This is a genomic window from Alteromonas sp. BZK5 (genome assembly GCF_014349115.1).
Classification (GTDB): Bacteria; Pseudomonadota; Gammaproteobacteria; order Enterobacterales; family Alteromonadaceae; genus Alteromonas; species Alteromonas macleodii.
This window is the reverse complement of the sequence record NZ_JACSOE010000003.1, coordinates 30,115-46,503: the sequence shown is the minus strand read 5'-3', so window position 1 is coordinate 46,503 and position 16,389 is coordinate 30,115. Positions and strand designations below refer to the sequence as shown.

11 protein-coding genes are annotated in these 16,389 nt (G+C 45.2%); 8 read left to right on the top strand and 3 right to left on the bottom strand.

The window, feature by feature from the left end; translation table 11 throughout:
• Nucleotides 1-199 precede the first annotated feature (199 nt).
• On the top strand, nucleotides 200-1,036 hold the full coding sequence (locus tag BIZ39_RS01725) for an HDOD domain-containing protein (protein ID WP_049587051.1): 837 nt from the start codon (nucleotides 200-202) through the stop codon (nucleotides 1,034-1,036).
• A gap of 126 nt (nucleotides 1,037-1,162) precedes the next feature.
• On the opposite strand, the gene BIZ39_RS01720 is transcribed toward BIZ39_RS01725, so the two are convergent.
• Nucleotides 1,163-2,353, bottom strand: a complete 1,191-nt coding sequence (locus BIZ39_RS01720) for a benzoate/H(+) symporter BenE family transporter (protein ID WP_187446191.1) — start codon at nucleotides 2,351-2,353, stop codon at nucleotides 1,163-1,165.
• A gap of 187 nt (nucleotides 2,354-2,540) precedes the next feature.
• Here BIZ39_RS01720 and BIZ39_RS01715 point away from each other — a divergent pair, with 187 nt between their 5' ends.
• Nucleotides 2,541-3,104: a helix-turn-helix domain-containing protein gene (locus BIZ39_RS01715; protein WP_187446190.1), complete on the top strand. Its 564-nt coding sequence runs from the start codon at nucleotides 2,541-2,543 to the stop codon at nucleotides 3,102-3,104.
• Between the two features lie 217 nt (nucleotides 3,105-3,321).
• Here the strand turns inward: BIZ39_RS01715 and rdgC are convergent, their stop codons facing one another.
• Both rdgC and BIZ39_RS01705 read right to left on the bottom strand, forming a co-directional pair.
• Nucleotides 3,322-4,233 carry a recombination-associated protein RdgC gene (gene rdgC / locus BIZ39_RS01710; RefSeq protein ID WP_014948279.1) on the bottom strand — a complete coding sequence of 304 codons (912 nt, stop codon included), beginning with the start codon at nucleotides 4,231-4,233 and terminating at the stop codon, nucleotides 3,322-3,324.
• Nucleotides 4,234-4,350: 117 nt separating this feature from the next.
• The gene (locus tag BIZ39_RS01705; protein WP_187446189.1) at nucleotides 4,351-6,081 is read right to left on the bottom strand and encodes a sensor histidine kinase; all 1,731 of its coding nucleotides are present in this window, start codon (nucleotides 6,079-6,081) and stop codon (nucleotides 4,351-4,353) included.
• A gap of 254 nt (nucleotides 6,082-6,335) precedes the next feature.
• On the opposite strand from BIZ39_RS01705, the gene phoB reads away from it, so the two are divergent.
• The 6 genes from phoB to BIZ39_RS01675 all read left to right on the top strand — a co-directional run bounded on the left by phoB (nucleotide 6,336) and on the right by BIZ39_RS01675 (nucleotide 16,381).
• On the top strand, nucleotides 6,336-7,025 hold the full coding sequence (gene phoB / locus BIZ39_RS01700; RefSeq protein ID WP_014948281.1) for a phosphate regulon transcriptional regulator PhoB: 690 nt from the start codon (nucleotides 6,336-6,338) through the stop codon (nucleotides 7,023-7,025).
• A gap of 100 nt (nucleotides 7,026-7,125) precedes the next feature.
• Entirely contained in the window at nucleotides 7,126-8,427 is a 1,302-nt protein-coding gene (phoR, locus tag BIZ39_RS01695; RefSeq protein ID WP_014948282.1) for a phosphate regulon sensor histidine kinase PhoR, read from the top strand.
• Between the two features lie 16 nt (nucleotides 8,428-8,443).
• Complete coding sequence (locus BIZ39_RS01690; protein WP_080986402.1) at nucleotides 8,444-9,475, top strand: PstS family phosphate ABC transporter substrate-binding protein; 1,032 nt, start codon at nucleotides 8,444-8,446, stop codon at nucleotides 9,473-9,475.
• Nucleotides 9,476-9,899: 424 nt separating this feature from the next.
• The gene (locus BIZ39_RS01685) at nucleotides 9,900-12,680 is read left to right on the top strand and encodes a hypothetical protein (protein ID WP_020742896.1); all 2,781 of its coding nucleotides are present in this window, start codon (nucleotides 9,900-9,902) and stop codon (nucleotides 12,678-12,680) included.
• A 117-nt stretch (nucleotides 12,681-12,797) separates the two neighbouring features.
• Nucleotides 12,798-15,446, top strand: coding sequence for a TonB-dependent receptor domain-containing protein (locus BIZ39_RS01680; RefSeq protein WP_168533576.1), 2,649 nt, complete (start codon nucleotides 12,798-12,800; stop codon nucleotides 15,444-15,446).
• Between the two features lie 176 nt (nucleotides 15,447-15,622).
• Nucleotides 15,623-16,381, top strand: a complete 759-nt coding sequence (locus BIZ39_RS01675; RefSeq protein WP_014948287.1) for a DUF3450 domain-containing protein — start codon at nucleotides 15,623-15,625, stop codon at nucleotides 16,379-16,381.
• Nucleotides 16,382-16,389: the final 8 nt, after the last annotated feature.

Here is a 16,389-nt window from a genome sequence, read left to right as displayed (position 1 = left end):
TAGAAATACCATAATAAAACAATAAACGGTTTGTATTTTAGCGTGAAGCATAGAGGCCTATGTAAGTTAACGCACGGAATGCAACGCACAAACATCGAATCTATTTTAGTCATCAGTTTTGCTGGTGGTCGAGATGATTAACTGGTAAAGCAACCTATCGCCTTCACGAGGCTATTTGGAACTTTCTAAGGGTAGAAATATGTCTACACAGAACGCGCTTTCAACCATTTTGGTTGAAAAAATTAACAATGACACACTCGTCCTTCCCACGCTTCCAGCTATTGCATTGAAAGTCCGCAAAGCGGCAGACGATCCCGATATTAACTTAAACGCGATGGGTGATGTGATTGGTCAAGATCCATCACTTAGCGCAAGAATGATCAAAATTGCGAACAGTGCTTATATGGGCCGCAGCGTAAAAGTGACCTCGATCAGCCAAGCGGTTACACGAATTGGTTTACGCCAAATTAAAAACATCTCTACTGCACTCGCTATGGAGCAATTATTCGTCTCTAAAAACGATGTAGTTGCACGCTATTTACAACAAGAGTGGGCAAATACAGTTAATATCGTGGCTAACTCTATGGCGGTGCTTCAGCTCTACATAGCGCGTACCAAAAAGCGTGAAATGAGCATGGATACCATGACACTAGCGGCACTGGTTCACAACATTGGTGTTCTGCCTATTTTGACCGAGGCTGAGCGTCACCCTGAAGTCTTTGCGAACCCTTCATTTCTTGAAGTGGCAATCGATAAATTAGCTGGCCGTATTGGTGCAAGTATTATGACAGAGTGGGGCTTCGGAGAAACTTTCGTTAACGTTTCAAAAAATTGGAAAGACCTAAGCTACATGCCAGAAGAGTTAACCTACATTGATTTCGTTCGTGTTGGCGCTGCAGTCTCAGGTGCGGTAGACAGTCAAAAAGATGCGATCTTAAACTTAGCTATTCAGCGCGGTGTGGTTGAAGATATGGGCGAGCTTCACTCTGGTGAGTTTGAAGAGCTTGCAAGCGCAGCGAAGCAAATCTTCTTGTAAGTATTTTAAGCTACAAAATACTGCAAAGGCCGGTACAGAAGCACAACTTCAGTACCGGCCTTTTCGTTAGGGGAAGCTGACAAATGGAAAGCTGACAATGAAACAGCACAAAGCAAACAAATGCTGCTACGCGCTAACAGGCTTCTTTTGAACGTAAAGCAGCAATAAACCTAACCCCAATCCCCAAACCGCTGAGGTCATGGAATATAAACTAAACCCTGACGCCGTACACAGCATGGTAAGCAACGCAGGAGCCCTGTGGTGCTCTACTTCCATAGCGCGAACCACCGCTCCTTGCAGCGTAGCTAATAAGGCTAGTCCAGCAAGCAGGTGAATAATGATACTGGGCATATTCACAAATAGCGCAACGACCACAGACGCAAATAGCCCCATGAACAAATACGCCACCCCCGCTGCTATAGCGGCTTTATAGCGCTGCGACTTTTCATTATCCGCTTGCTCGCCCATGCATAGCGCTGCCGTTATCGCCGCTAAGTTAAAGGAAAAACCACCGAAAGGTGCTAATAAGGCTTGAACAATGGCAATGCCTGACAAAATGGGTTTGTGGTCGGGCGTATAGCCATGGGCGTGATGAATAGCTATGCCTGGCAAGTTTTGAGAAAGCGTGGTGATAAGAAAAAGGGGAAATGCTAATCCAATGGCAGCACTCAGTGAGAAAGTGGGCGTTACCCAAATAGGCTCGGGCAGGGTGAACATTGATGACAGCCCAGGTGAGTCGCTTGGTAAAGCAACTACACCATCTACACTACTCATAAACAAACTAATGGTCACCGACATGACCAGCAACAGCAGCATAAGGTAGCGGGGGAATAGTCGGCTTCCTACTAAATAAGTCGCGATAAATAATGCGACTAAATACGGCGCGTCATTAACATCACTAAATATCGCAAGGCATATAGGTAAGAGAATGCCGGCCAAAAGCGCCGATGAGATTGCTGGAGGAATTCGGCTTATTTGTTTAAGCAGGCTACGACTTTGCGCTGTTACAAGAGAAAGCAAGGCACATAGTATAAATGCACCAATGGCTTCACTTAAACGGTACTCATCGACACTGGTTAACAAAAAGGCCGCGCCAGGGGTAGACCAAGCGGTAACAACGGGCAGTTTGGATAGCCACGAAAACAGAATGCAGGTAATGCCCATACCGAGCCCAAGCGCCAACAACCAACTCACTACCATGTCGTTGCTGGCGCCGGCCTTACGCGCTACATCAATGATAATGACAACAGAGCTACTGTAACCTACTGTAACCGCGGTTAGCCCTGCGCTGATATGACTTAACTTCCATTTACTCATGAAAACCCTCGTGATGGAATTTCGATTTGGAATCGACTGAGCGATAAAAACACGCTTCTAGAGTCTATCGAATGTGATATTCTACCTTTTTGTGCGCTATAACGTACAATAGGTAATTTAACATCTGTGCGTTATAGCGCACAACTTTTTTATTAACATCAGCGACAAAATAAAAGGCCTTCATTACATGACAAAAGCAAATGCGCAGCCTTCTGCTATTTCAAGAAGTATTGCACAGCACCTGCAGTCTGTTCGTAAAACTCGGGGGCTTTCCCTTGATAAAACCGCGCAGTTGACGGGAGTGTCTAAAGCCATGTTGGGGCAAATAGAACGAGGTGAGTCCAGCCCCACAATCGCTACCTTGTGGAAGATAGCAACCGGTCTTGCGTGTTCTTTTTCTTCTTTCTTGTCAGGTGATGAAACCGCACCTACGTCCCAACGTGCCGATAACAAGTTCGCTAACGACCCAAACGTAACCATAAAAACGCTATTTCCGTTTAACTCAGCCACCCAGTTTGAAATGTTTGAACTATGCTTAACGGACTTTCATGAGCAGCACTCTTCGGCGCATCAAATAGGCGTCACCGAACATATTCACGTACTACAAGGAAAGTTAGGGGTTTTGCAAGATGGTCAATGGCAAACCTATCAAGCGCAAGAGCAATGTATATTGCGCGCAGACCAGCCCCACGGTTATCGAGATGAAGTAGGAGAAACGCGCTTTATTGTGGTTATTCACTATCCCACTTAAAGCGGTTGGGCAACTTTGTTGCAAAAGCTAGGAAAAAGGCTAGGAAAAAGGCTAGCAAAAAAGCTAAGAAGCATTTGCGCTACATGACAATTGCCAGTTCAAACAAGTAAGTTAATTAACAGGCCCTAAAAAAAAGCCTAACTACCCCAAGGTAATTAGGCTTTTCGATAGCGCTAGGCTATCTTTCTCATCGGCTTAATATTTATTTGCCGTTCGTTTATAAACTATCGTCGTTAAGATTAAGCGCACCACGAAGGAAGTTTAGCAGTGTACAAATTTCGGCTGACATAAGCGCGAACTCTGCATCAAGACGCGCTTCAACCTGATCTTTTGGCACATCGTCAGTTTCTTCTTTAATCCGATCGGTGAACTTAACACGTTTAATGGCGCCATCCTCGCACATAATAGCCGTTAACGTCTCTGCATATTCGAATGCTACCTTTTGAACCAACTTACCGGCATCCAAATGAATACTAATTTCTTCGCTATCTAGCGGCTGGTTCTTACAACGAATAACGCTGCCCGTGTCATCGGTAGATTTAAGCTCAGCTTCTTCAAGTAGACCTACACCTTCTGGTGTTGACTCAGTAACCCAGTGCGTAAGCTCGCTTTGAAGGCTTCTACGCGTAAATGGCACTACTGGAAGTGAGCCTATGGCTTTTCTTACCATGGCCAAAAAGGCTTCGGCTTTGCCATCAGATGATGCGTCTACTACGACTAAGTTGTCAGCAAGCGAAATAAAGCCGTGAGTGTAGGTGTTTTTCGTAAATGCCTGGGGCAGCAAGCGGGTTTGAATTTCTTGTTTAAGATCTGCCTTGGCTTTTTTACCTACTGGCGAACCGGTTTCCATTTCAATTTTGGCCACCATTTCGTCAAGCTCGGCATTTACCACTGCGCCGGGCAAGATCTTTTCCTGTTTCTTTAGGGTTATCCAAAAACGCTGTTGAACAACATGGAACATGGTGCCTTGCTTACCCGCCTGAGAAAACGGAGAGGCGAACCCCATGGTTGCTAAATCCTGGCTGCCGCATGGGCGAAAAGCGTGTTCGTTAAGGGCACGTTCTAAATCGCCCTCGTCTAGCGATAACGGCTGAGTAATTTGATAGGCTTTTACATTTTTAAACCACATAGTGTAAGCATTCTCTTGATAAAAATAGGGCGCAAGCCTACCAACGTAAGACTCGCGGTGCAATTGAATAAAAGGCCCTAGAAAGCGGGCACCTTAGATTGATAGTGGCAAGAAAGGTTAAGCACTCTTTTTCGGAAAACGAATGGTGTACTGTAAGCCGTTGCCAAGCGTACTGTCGGCCTCTATATGTCCATGCAGTGACTGTGTAACCAGGTTGTACATAATATGTGTGCCTAGACCGCTACCACCTTCTCCGCGTTTGGTAGTAAAGAAGGCATCAAACAACTTACTGAGCTCTTCTTCGCTTAAACCTTTTCCGTCATCTTGGTAGTTAATCACCACGTTTTCACCGGCTTCTTTCACATCTAACGTGATTGTGCCCGCTACATTGTTTTCAAAGCCGTGTGTGATTGAATTAACCACCATATTGGTAACGATTTGAGCGATGGCACCAGGTGCACAGGTCACAACTAAATTGTCGGGGCAGGATACGTTAATTTGATGTTCAGTATGCTTAAAACTGGGCTTAAGCGACTGAATGATCTCGTTAATATAGTCGCCCAACACAAATTCGCGCTCGGTCTCGCTGGTTTGGTCAACGGCCACCTGTTTAAAGCTGGCGATAAGGTCAGATGCGCGCTCTAGGTTACTTAAAAGTAGTAGCGCAGTTTGTTCCGCTTCATCGATGAAGCTTGCCATGTTCTTACTGGTCAGGCTTTTATCTTCGAAGTCGGTTTTTAAATTGTTAAGTCGCTCTTGTAAAAAGCTGGCTGCGGTCACGCTCACGCCTAATGGCGTGTTTACGTCATGCGCGATACCGGCCACCAGACCGCCAAGCGACGCCATGCGCTCCGACTCGACCAATTGCTCTTGCGCTTGATGAAGTGTATCCATCGAACTGGCTAGCTCTTGGTTACGTTTGCGCAGTTCGGCTTCTATATACTGACGATTTTCGTTTTCCTGGCGAAGCTCTCGCTGGTGGGCAATAAGCTCGTCTTTTTGCTGCTCTAAGTCGAGCATGATCTGAGACAACGATGCGGTTTTCTTTGCCACTTCTTGTTCTAAAATCAGGTTTTGGTCGTCTAGCTTCTTGTTGGCAAGAGTGAGTTCATTCTGCGCGTCTTTCAGCTTATTGTTTGAAATAATCAGGTCGTCAATAACGTGGTTGTAAGATTCCTTAAGCTGTAATAGCTCGTTGTCATCATCGAGCTTTATGCTGAGTTTGCTCTCTTCTGGGTGCTGAGGATCGAAATTACCCATTTGCTCGGTAATGGTTTGCAGCGGTTCAGAAAGCATGGTGCGAAATGCGGTCATGAACAAGAAGACCAGAAAGGTGGTTTTTACTAACGCATTACCGATAAGAAAAAATACGCCTACTTCAATACGGCTAAAAATAGTATCAAAGCTAGAATACAAGGTAACGTCGCCAACCGTAGATTCGCGACCTGAGAATTTAAATACTAGTGGGAAGCTGTAGCTAAATACGCCGCCGGGATGATCTTCAATTATTTCACGGTCAACCGGAGCAGGAGAGCGCTGAGCACGGATGCCGTACTCGGCAATGTAGTTACCGTTTTCACCACGAACTTGAAGCCCTTCAACAATAGGCAATGACATAAGGCCTTCGGCGATGGCACGCACTTGGTCGTGGTTAAGTTCCCACAAAGCGCGGGTCAGGCTAGAAGAAAAGGTGTTTTTTAGCGTTTGAAGCTCGCCTTCAACGTGATTTTTCGTGCTGAGGTATTCTGTAAAGATCTGTCCTACCGTCACTAGCAGCGTGAGAGAAAAGTACACTGACAACACTCTGGCTAAGAGTTTCCTTGATAACCCTGTCTTGACCGCAGCCATCGATAAACACACCCCTGTTACATCAGACCTTTTAAATCACCGACAACGCTTGGTAGTTGCTCACCTTTGCAACAATAACAGTCGGTTTTATGTAATTTCAAGAATATGCGTAATCGTATGAATAAACAAGATTATGGTTTTAAACTTTGGAACAAGCTTGTATTAAACTTGACACATAAATGTAATCGTTTTAATAAAACTGTCACAGACCACATTAATAATAACGGCGTTTAAAAATGAGCAGGAATATTACGATGTCTCGTACAGTGTTGGTGGTTGAGGACGAAGCGCCTATCCGTGAAATGCTTAAGTTTGTGCTTGAGCAATCTGGTTTTAACATTATTGAAGCCGAAGATTTCGACATCGCGCAAGAAAAAATTTGCGAACCTTACCCAGATTTAATCTTATTAGATTGGATGTTGCCGGGAGGAAGCGGTGTACAGCTAGCTAAAAGTTTAAAGCAGCACGAGTTTACTCGTGACATTCCCGTTATCATGCTTACAGCCCGTGGCGAGGAAGAAGACAAAATTCGCGGCCTGGATGCAGGTGCTGATGACTACGTTACTAAACCATTCTCGCCGAAAGAGCTTGTGGCAAGAATCAAAGCAGTGATGCGAAGAGTAACGCCTACATCAAGCGAGGAGCCCATTGAATTTAATGGTCTTAAACTTGAACCGGTATCACATCGCGTAATGGCGAATGAAGAACCGTTAGACATGGGGCCGACTGAATTTAAGTTGTTGCACTTCTTTATGACGCACCCAGAACGTGTCTATAGCCGAGAGCTACTGCTAGATAATGTTTGGGGAACCAATGTTTATGTAGAAGACAGAACGGTAGATGTACATATTCGACGTCTACGCAAAGCTATCTCTCGCCACGGACATGATGCTATGATCCAAACAGTACGCGGCGCGGGTTACCGTTTTTCTACTAAGCTGTAATAAATGTAGTGTTTAGGGAGTAACATGGTGTTATTCCCTTGATGTCGCTGCGCCATCTGGGCATGCGCCCAATTCCACCTTTAACAACGCGAGCTATTTCATGTATTACCCGTTCTCTTGGTTGAGAAGTACATTGCGCTTAGTGCTATTCCTTGTGGTTTTTGCGCTAGTCGGGTGGTATCTAGATGATATGTTATTCGCCGTTGCCATTGGCGCAACCCTGCTACTGCTATTTAACTACTGGCATCTTTACAAGCTAAATCGCTGGTTATGGCATAGTCGTAAAATGTCTCCACCTACCGTGCGTGGCGTGTGGGAACATATTTATGAAGGGATTTATTACCTTCAGCGTCGTAACCGCAATAAGCGTAAAGAGCTTGGTGAATTGGTAAAGCGTTTTAGAGAGGGGTCTGAAGCCTTGCCTGATGCGGCGGTAGTGGTTGATGCTAAGGCCTGCATTATTTGGTGTAACCGCCTTGCTCGCTTGGATTTAGGGCTTAAATGGCCGCAAGACTCTGGGCGTCGAATCGACAACTTGTTGCGCCATCCGGAGTTTATTCAGTACTTTCATGCAGGGAATTATAAATACCCCATTGAAGTACCGTCACCTACCAACCCCAACAAAACCTTTGAATACCGGATTATGCCTTATGGCGATGAGCATTTGTTGCTGATTGCCCGTGACATAACGCGGGTGTCCCAGCTTGAAGAAATGCGTAAGGACTTTGTGGCAAATGTGTCTCATGAATTGCGTACACCGCTAACGGTCATTAACGGATACCTTGAAATTCTTCCTATTGATGAAGACTCCGATCCATTCATGCAAAAAGCGATGAAAGAAATGACATCGCAAACCCACCGTATGCAAAACTTGATAGAAGACTTGCTGGTGTTGTCGCGCATTGAAGCAAGCTCGGAACGCATCTACGAAAATGTTGTGAATATTCCTGTGGTTCTTGCGCAAGTGGAAAGAGAAGCGCAGGCGCTTAATAAAGAGAAAAACCACACAATAAACTTCCACATCGACAAAGAACTCTATGTTTTCGGTGTAGAGACCGAACTGCGCAGCGCTTGCTCAAACTTGGTGTTCAATGCGGTGCACTACACACCTGCCGGTGGTGAAATTAATGTGTACTGGCGACGTAAACCCAATGGCGCGCAATTTTCTGTGGTAGATAACGGTGATGGTATTGAGCCAAATCATCTAAACCGCCTTACCGAGCGCTTTTATCGCGTGGATAAAGCGCGCTCTCGCAAAACCGGTGGCTCTGGCTTAGGTCTTTCCATTGTAAAACATGTACTAAGTCATCATAATTCCCGTTTAGATATAACCAGTACATTGGGTGAGGGCAGCAATTTCTCGTTTGTGCTGGATAACGAGTTGATTGCAGAGCAACTGTAACCCTAAGAGGCGAGAAGTGTTGGTGAGCAAAAAGCATGACAAGATGAAAGGGCAACGCTACCGCCTTTCAACGTTACTTTTAGTAATAGGCTTATTGTTACCATTTGGAGCCCTGGCTGATTTTCAAAATACTCAAAGCTCGTCATCTGCTTCTGGTAGCTATCAAGTACCTGCCTATGAACGTAAGCCTGGGGTGGCAGGAAAAATATCCTCTGTTGGCTCAGACACGCTGGCAAACTTAATGACCTTTTGGTCACAGGAATTCAAAACCCTTTATCCTCAGGTCGGCTTTCAAATACAGGCGTCAGGTTCATCTACCGCTCCGCCGGCACTTATTGAAGGTACTGCCACCATAGGCCCTATGAGCCGAGAACTAAAACCCAGTGAAATACGGGATTTTACGCGAACCCACGGTTACCCGCCTACGGTATTAAAAGTGGCAATGGATGCCATCGCCATTTTTGTGGATAGACGCAATCCGCTGCCGGGTATGACCCTTGAGCAAGTTGACGCGGTGTTTTCTGAAACCCAGTTTTGTGGCAGCAATACAGCCATTACCAATTGGTCTCAGCTCGGCGTTGACGATATAGGCTATCGTTCTCCTATCAGGCTGTACGGTCGAAATTCAGTATCGGGTACTTACGGCTTGTTTAAAGTGATGGCGCTGTGCGATGGTGACTTTAAGAATACGGTAAACGAACAACCTGGCTCTGCATCTGTAGTATTGTCCGTGGCCAGCGGTACAGGCGCGATTGGCTATGCCGCTTACGGCTATAAAACCGCAGGAGTTCGCGCTCTGCCTTTAGGTGAGTCGCTAGATAGCTTAATCCCTCTTTCTATTGATACGGTGCGCAACGAAACGTATCCGTTTGCCCGTTTTCTTTATTTAGTGATAAATAAAAAGCCTGGTGAGCCTTTACCTACTCTGGAAAGAGAGTTTTTGCGCTATATCTTGTCACAGGAAGGGCAGCAGCAGGTGTTAAGAGACGGATATTTCCCCATTCGTGAAGACGTACTGGTACGCCAACGCCGACTGCTTGACGAATAAAAAGTGCCATTCAGAATAACGCTAACCACTCTAATGCCGCTGAACAAATCAACAAGTTTTTTAGGTGGAAGCCTTTTTAAAGTCTACTTCACTCTACCTGCTATGTCATAATTGCGTCACAAATCAAAAGAGTATATTGACGAAAACTGACTAATTGGGATTGAAAGAAGGGGGCGGTTGACAAAAAATAGAGTCTACGTTCGGTCAATAAATTCAGGTTTTTACCAATTAAGTTTTGGAAAAATATACAAAAAACAAATCCCCAGTTGCCAAAGTAAGTCTTCTAAACGTTTTTTTAGCCCAAAATTGAACTTTTTCTATGAAACTTTTGTTACAGCGACTTAATGTAACAAATGTGTCATCTACCTCAGTTAAAGTTTCCGCGTTTTCAAAATCCATAACTATACCGTACCTGGAGAAACACATGGAACTTAAGCAACTTTTCAAGGCTTCAGCTATTGCTACTGCACTTGTTCTAGCAGGCTGTGGCGGCGATATTAATATCAGTGAAGGTGATATTGATAACAGCGTAACTAATAATAACGGTGGAAACACTGGTGGCGATACTGGTGGCGATACTGGTTCAGATGATACAGCTCCAGGTGAAGTAAGCTCTTTCCTAAGTGGTGAAGTTTCTGATGCGTTCGGCCAGTCGGTTGAAGTACGCGTTCTTTCTGGTCGTTTAACAGCTGATGATGCTGACGATCAAGGCGTTATCACGCTAACTAATGACACAGTGTGGGCACTTGAAGGTCCAGTATTTATTGGTAACGACAAAGCAGACAGCGTAACGCTAGCAATCGAAGAAGGTACAGTCATCTTTGGTCGCACTGGTGCAGATTACCTTGTAGTTAGCCGTGACTCTAAAATTGAAGCAGAAGGTACAGCATCTTCTCCAATCATCATGACTTCATTCAATGATGTTGTAGGCGACGAAGTTGGTGCTGGTCAATGGGGTGGTGTGGTTATTCTTGGTAACGGTACATCGACTAAATGCCCGCAAGACGGTTCTGATTGTGCGCTTCAGGTTGAAGGTGCAGAAGAGGGTGCAGTATTTGGTGGTACAGACGATACAGACAGCTCTGGTATCCTTAAATACGTAGTAGTGAAATACGCTGGTTTTGAAATTGCGCCAGACAACGAACTTAACGGTATTACGTTTGGTGGTGTTGGCTCAGGTACAGAAGTTGATTATGTACAAGTACACAGCAACGCTGATGACGGTGTAGAATTCTTCGGTGGCGCGGTAAACGCGAAACACTTAGTTTTAACAGCTAACCAAGATGACTCAGTAGACTGGGACAACGGTTATAAAGGTAAGCTTCAGTATGTTTATGTTCAGCATGCCGCTGACAACTCTGACGCAAACCGCGGTATTGAAGGTGACGGCGACGGTGGTGACGGTCTAGAATTCTCTAAGCCAATGCTCGCTAACATGACAGTTATCGGTAACACTTTCGACACTGCTGACGCTGACTCTGAAGGTCTTCTACTTCGCGACCAAACTGGCGCAAACCTAATGAACTTCCTAATCACTGGTCCAGAAGCAATGGGCGAGTGTTTAGAAATGGACACAGACGAAACGGTTCAAGCTAACCTTTCTGACGGTGATCTAACCATGACTTACTCAGCGATTGCTTGTTCTGAGCCGTTCAACACGCCAGAGGGTGCAGTAGACCTTGAAACATGGTTCACAGGCCAAGAAGGTAATCAGCTAATCGCATTTGAAGACCGTGCAAATCTTGGTCTTAACCCAGACGGTACACTTACAGCAGAAAGTGCGCTTCTTACTGCTGGTGGCGACGCATCTACATTGCTTGATACTTTCTTTGAAGCAAACACATTCATCGGTGCGATTGGTGAAGATGACTGGCGTCAAGGTTGGGCTTTTGGTTTTGGTGGCGGTAACATCGAACTAGCACAATCTGCTTCTGGCTGTCCATCAGGTACAACGTCAATTACGCCAGTAGACGGTTCAACTACTACGTGTGAAGTGTCTGGTACTATCACGTCTGACCTAACGCTTACAGAAGGTAATTTCTACGCGCTTTCAGGTGCAGTATTCGTAGGTGGTGATAAAGAAAACAGCGCAACCCTTACTGTTGAGCCAGGCGTAACTGTTTATGGCGCATCTGGTAACGACTACCTAGTAATTAGCCGTGACTCAGAAATCAATGCAAACGGTACTGCTGAAAACCCAATTACTTTCACATCACGTGACCACGTTGTTGGCGGCCTTGAGGCGGGTGAAGCTGGACAATGGGGCGGCATGATCGTTCTAGGTAACGGCGAATCAACTAAGTGTCCTCAAGACGGTACAGATTGTTCACTTCAAGTTGAAGGTGCACAAGAAGGTGCAGTTTTCGGCGGAACTGACAACACAGATAGCTCTGGTACACTTCGCTACGTTCGCGTAATGCACGGTGGTTTTGAAATTGCACCAGATAACGAACTAAACGGTATTACGTTTGGCGGTGTGGGTTCTGGTACTACTGTTGAGTATGTACAAGTTCACAAAAACGCAGACGACGGTGTTGAGTTCTTCGGTGGTGCAGTAAACGTTAAGTATCTTACGCTAACAGGCATTCAAGATGACTCAGTAGACTGGGATAACGGCTACGTAGGTAAGCTTCAGTTTGTACTTGTTAAGCACGCTGAAGATAACTCTGATGCTAACCGCGCAATTGAAGGCGACGGTGACGGCGGCGACGGCACAGCGTTCTCTAACCCTATGGTTGCTAACATGACTATCATTGGTAACGAGTTCGACACTGCTGATGCAGACTCTGAAGGTGTTCTACTTCGCGACCAAACTAATGCACAACTTTACAACTTTGTTGTAACTGGTCCAGCGGGTATGGGTGAGTGTTTTGAAGCCGACTTAAGCGATGGCGATACTACGCTACTTGCTAACATGGATGGTACCAACACGCCTCAGCTTACTTTTGAAACATCTGTACTAGCGTGTGCTGAAAACATCAAAGACTCTGGCGACTTTAGTCAAGAAGATTGGTTCACTGCGCAGGCAGGTAACAGCCTACTTGATAACACTGCAACAGTACTTAACGGTATTTACACAGTAGATGCAACAGTAGCGACTGACGTATCGACGCTAGACAGCTTCTTCTCTTCAGTAGACTTTATCGGCGCAGTTAAAGACGCTGATAACGACTGGACTGCGGGATGGACTGTTGGTCTTGAATAAGACTCAGTTCGCATAGCTAAAAACAAGCAAGTGCGTTGCAAAAGTGGCGCACTTGCTTTTAAGTTTGTAAAACACGAATAATTATCGTGAAAGTATTCCTTTCTAAAGAGGTTCATCATGAACAGACCTGCTAACAGGTTTCTTCTAAAGCCCATTAGCTTAGCCGTTGCAGCAAGCATTTTGTTTCCAACGACTATAGCCAACGCTCAATCAAACGAAGAAGAAGTGATTGAGGAAGTTGTCGCTACCGGTACGCGCTTAAAAGGTACCGCGACAGCAGTAATGGAAGAACGTAAAAATCAAGCCTTCGTAGCTGACATCATGGGTGCTGAGCAGATAGCTCGTACTGGTGACAGTGACGCTGCGGGCGCACTTCGCCGTGTAACTGGTCTAACACTTGTAGATGGTCGTTTCATCTATGTTCGTGGCCTTGGTGAGCGTTACTCATCAACACAATTAAACGGCGCAATCGTGCCAAGCCCAGATCCAACGCGTAACGTTATCCCTCTCGACTTGTTCCCGTCGAGCATTATCGAAAGCCTTGCGGTTCAGAAATCGTATTCACCATCTATGCCCGCGGCATTCGGTGGTGGTAACGTAAATATCCGATTGAAATCTATACCTACACAGCGTGTTTTCAACGTATCGGCTGCGGTTGGTATCGATACGGAAAACTCTGGTGATGTGTTAGATTATGCTGGTGGTGGACGCGATTGGACAGGTGAAGACGACGGTACTCGTGGCGTTTCAGCAGCTATTCAAGAACGTTGGGATTCAAAAAATTTCTTAGACGATCTTGAGCCAGAAGAAGCATTAGAACTATTCAAAGGTGTTAATAGAGAATACGGGCTAGAAAGAGAGTCTGCCGATCCTGACATGCGCGTTAATGTCACTTATGGTGACAGCTATGATTACGATGACGACTGGCGCTTTGGCTTTTTGGTAACTTCACGTTATTCAGCCCAAACCCGCTCTTCTGAAGAATACGAGCTACAAGACCCTGACTTAGTCGGCGATGACATTATCAATGTACGCTTCTTTGATGATATCCAAGGTACAGAGCAAACGGTGACTTGGTCTTCACTATTAACACTAGGTGTAGACTATAACCGTCAACATCGTATTGATTATAGCCTTATCGTGCTAAACGATACGCGCGACGAAATCCGCGAGATGTTCGGTAATACTGAAAACCTGAACCAAGCAGAAGGCTTGCGTATTAGAGATATTGATGTTCAGTACGAAGAACGCTCGCTATATACCAATCAACTTAAAGGCCAGCATACAATCCCAGAGCTAAACTTCATGGGTATTGACTGGACATACTCATTAGGCCGCTCGGTACGCTATGCGCCAGGTAACTTCAATGCACGCTTCGTTATGGAAGATGTGAATGAAGATGGTATTTTTGACGATGAAAACGAAATCTTCTTATCTGATGCACAAACTGCTGCTCGTTATACTTTCCAAAATCTTCACGACCGCTTGGAGAACTTTGGCTATAACGTGACTTACCCGATGACAATGGGTAAGTGGGAAACTGAGTACAAAGTGGGTGCAAGCTTTGTAACCAAAACTCGTACTGCAGAAAACCGCCGTTTCGATATCAATACGTTAGGTGTTGAAGACCGTTCAATATTAGATGGTAACGACTTTAGCGAAATCTTCAGCGACAGCGTTTTAGACACCCTGTCTTTGTCTAGCCGACCTATCATTCGTGATACGACTATTGCTGGTGATGACTATGTAGCGGGTCAAAAAATTGATGCGTACTATCTAGAAGCTGATTTCTTCTATGACAACAAGTGGCGTTTCACTGGTGGTGCCCGTTATGAAGACTTCCGTCAGGTAGTGGCGCCATTGGATCCGCGAACAAACCAATTTGACTTGAGTGATGAAGCAGATCGTTCACAGCTAGCGTTTCAAGAAGACGGGTTTTATCCAGCGCTTGCTGTAACTTACTTCTTAGAAGACGATATGCAGTTAAGAGCGAGCATCGGTCAAACAGTTGTGCGTCCTGATCTTCGTGAAGTGTCATCAGCAACTTACCTAGACCCATTAACTAACTTCCCGATTGCAGGTACACCTGGTGTAAGCACAACAGATATCATTAACTATGATTTACGTTGGGAATGGTACCGTGAAGCAGGCAACAACGTATCGGTAGGCTTATTCTACAAAGACATGGAAGCGCCAATTGAATCGGTACAGTCTCCAGCTCAGGATGGTCCACCGCTAATTCGTATTGCTAACGCAGAATCTGGTGAGGTTTATGGTGTCGAAGTTGAATTCCTACAAGATTTGGCCTTTATTGGTGACGGTATCTGGGACAACTTGTTTACTACAGGTAACATCACTGTCAGTGATTCTGAAATCGTATTAGATCGTCAGAATATTGTTGAGCAAACCGGTGTTTCTGCGGCGATTACTAATGTTGAGCGTCGTATGACGGGTCACTCTCAGTATGTACTTAACATGCAGTTGGGTTATGACTCAGATAACGGTGAACACTCTGCCTCACTCGTCTACAACGTATTTGGTGAGCGTATTCTAATTCCGGGTATCGACGGTTTCGACGATAACTTCGAACAACCATTCCATTCACTTGATATGGTGTACAAGTATTACCCAGACTTTAATAGCACTGTCACATTACGCGTTCAAAATATTCTAGGTGAAGATCGTGAAATTGAATTCAATGATACGTTGCTTAGGTCGGAGACAAGGGGTACAGGTATTAGGTTGTCATATAAATATGACTTCTAAACCTTAACTTATTACAAAGGCCGCTAACCAGCGGCCTTTTTTATGTGCAATAGATGACACTTTTGGTCTATTTATGACAGTTTCGTAATAAAACTGTCACAGAAAACTCCTATCCTACGCGCAGAAATTTATAGTCGGATACAACCGATTTCTTTTAACTTTAAAGGTTTGAATGTATGAAGCTTATCAATGCCTTGCTTGTGGCAGGTGCGCTAGCAGCGACACCCGTGCTTGCACAAGACGATGAAGTCTTAAAACCCGTTGTCGATGAGGCAGCGAAAATAAACGAGTCAGCGGCGAAATCGCAAGAAAAGATTAACGGTATTACCGATCAAATCGACAGCAAACTTCAACAGTTCAAAACATTGATGAAAGAAATCGAAGGCCTTGAGGTTTATAACACTCAGCTTCGTAAGCAAATCAATAACCAAGAACAAGAAATGGCAGACCTAAATGCTGCTATTGATGAAGTGTCTGTTGTTGAGCGTCAAATCACGCCACTAATGATGCGCATGATTGACGGCCTAGAGCAGTTTGTTGCGCTAGACGTACCTTTCCTTCCAGAAGAGCGCGCAAATCGCGTAGCTGACCTTCGCGCCATGATGGACCGTGCCGACGTTGCTGCGTCTGAGAAATTCCGCCGCGTAATGGAAGCGTATCAGGTAGAGATGGACTACGGCCGCACCATGGAGGCGTACAGCGGTATTCATTCAATTAACGGTCAAGAGCGTGACGTTGAATTCCTACGCCTTGGTCGCACAGCGCTAATTTATCAAACACGTGATGCAAGCATGCAGGGTGTTTGGAACAAGCAAACTCGTCAGTGGGAAGAGCTTGATAGCAGCTACCGTACACAAATTACAAAAGGTCTGCGCATGGCGAAGAAGCAACTTGCGCCAGACTTGCTAATGCTGCCAGTGGCAATTACAGACTAAGAGGTTGA

Bases quoted from the DNA above. Each gene is read 5' to 3' on its own strand.
- BIZ39_RS01725 (WP_049587051.1), top strand. From the start codon at position 200: ATGTCTACACAGAACGCGCTTTCAACCATTTTGGTTGAAAAAATTAAC.
- BIZ39_RS01720 (WP_187446191.1), bottom strand. From the start codon at position 2,353: ATGAGTAAATGGAAGTTAAGTCATATCAGCGCAGGGCTAACCGCGGTT.
- BIZ39_RS01715 (WP_187446190.1), top strand. From the start codon at position 2,541: ATGACAAAAGCAAATGCGCAGCCTTCTGCTATTTCAAGAAGTATTGCA.
- rdgC (WP_014948279.1), bottom strand. From the start codon at position 4,233: ATGTGGTTTAAAAATGTAAAAGCCTATCAAATTACTCAGCCGTTATCG.
- BIZ39_RS01705 (WP_187446189.1), bottom strand. From the start codon at position 6,081: ATGGCTGCGGTCAAGACAGGGTTATCAAGGAAACTCTTAGCCAGAGTG.
- phoB (WP_014948281.1), top strand. From the start codon at position 6,336: ATGTCTCGTACAGTGTTGGTGGTTGAGGACGAAGCGCCTATCCGTGAA.
- phoR (WP_014948282.1), top strand. From the start codon at position 7,126: ATGTATTACCCGTTCTCTTGGTTGAGAAGTACATTGCGCTTAGTGCTA.
- BIZ39_RS01685 (WP_020742896.1), top strand. From the start codon at position 9,900: ATGGAACTTAAGCAACTTTTCAAGGCTTCAGCTATTGCTACTGCACTT.
- BIZ39_RS01680 (WP_168533576.1), top strand. From the start codon at position 12,798: ATGAACAGACCTGCTAACAGGTTTCTTCTAAAGCCCATTAGCTTAGCC.
- BIZ39_RS01675 (WP_014948287.1), top strand. From the start codon at position 15,623: ATGAAGCTTATCAATGCCTTGCTTGTGGCAGGTGCGCTAGCAGCGACA.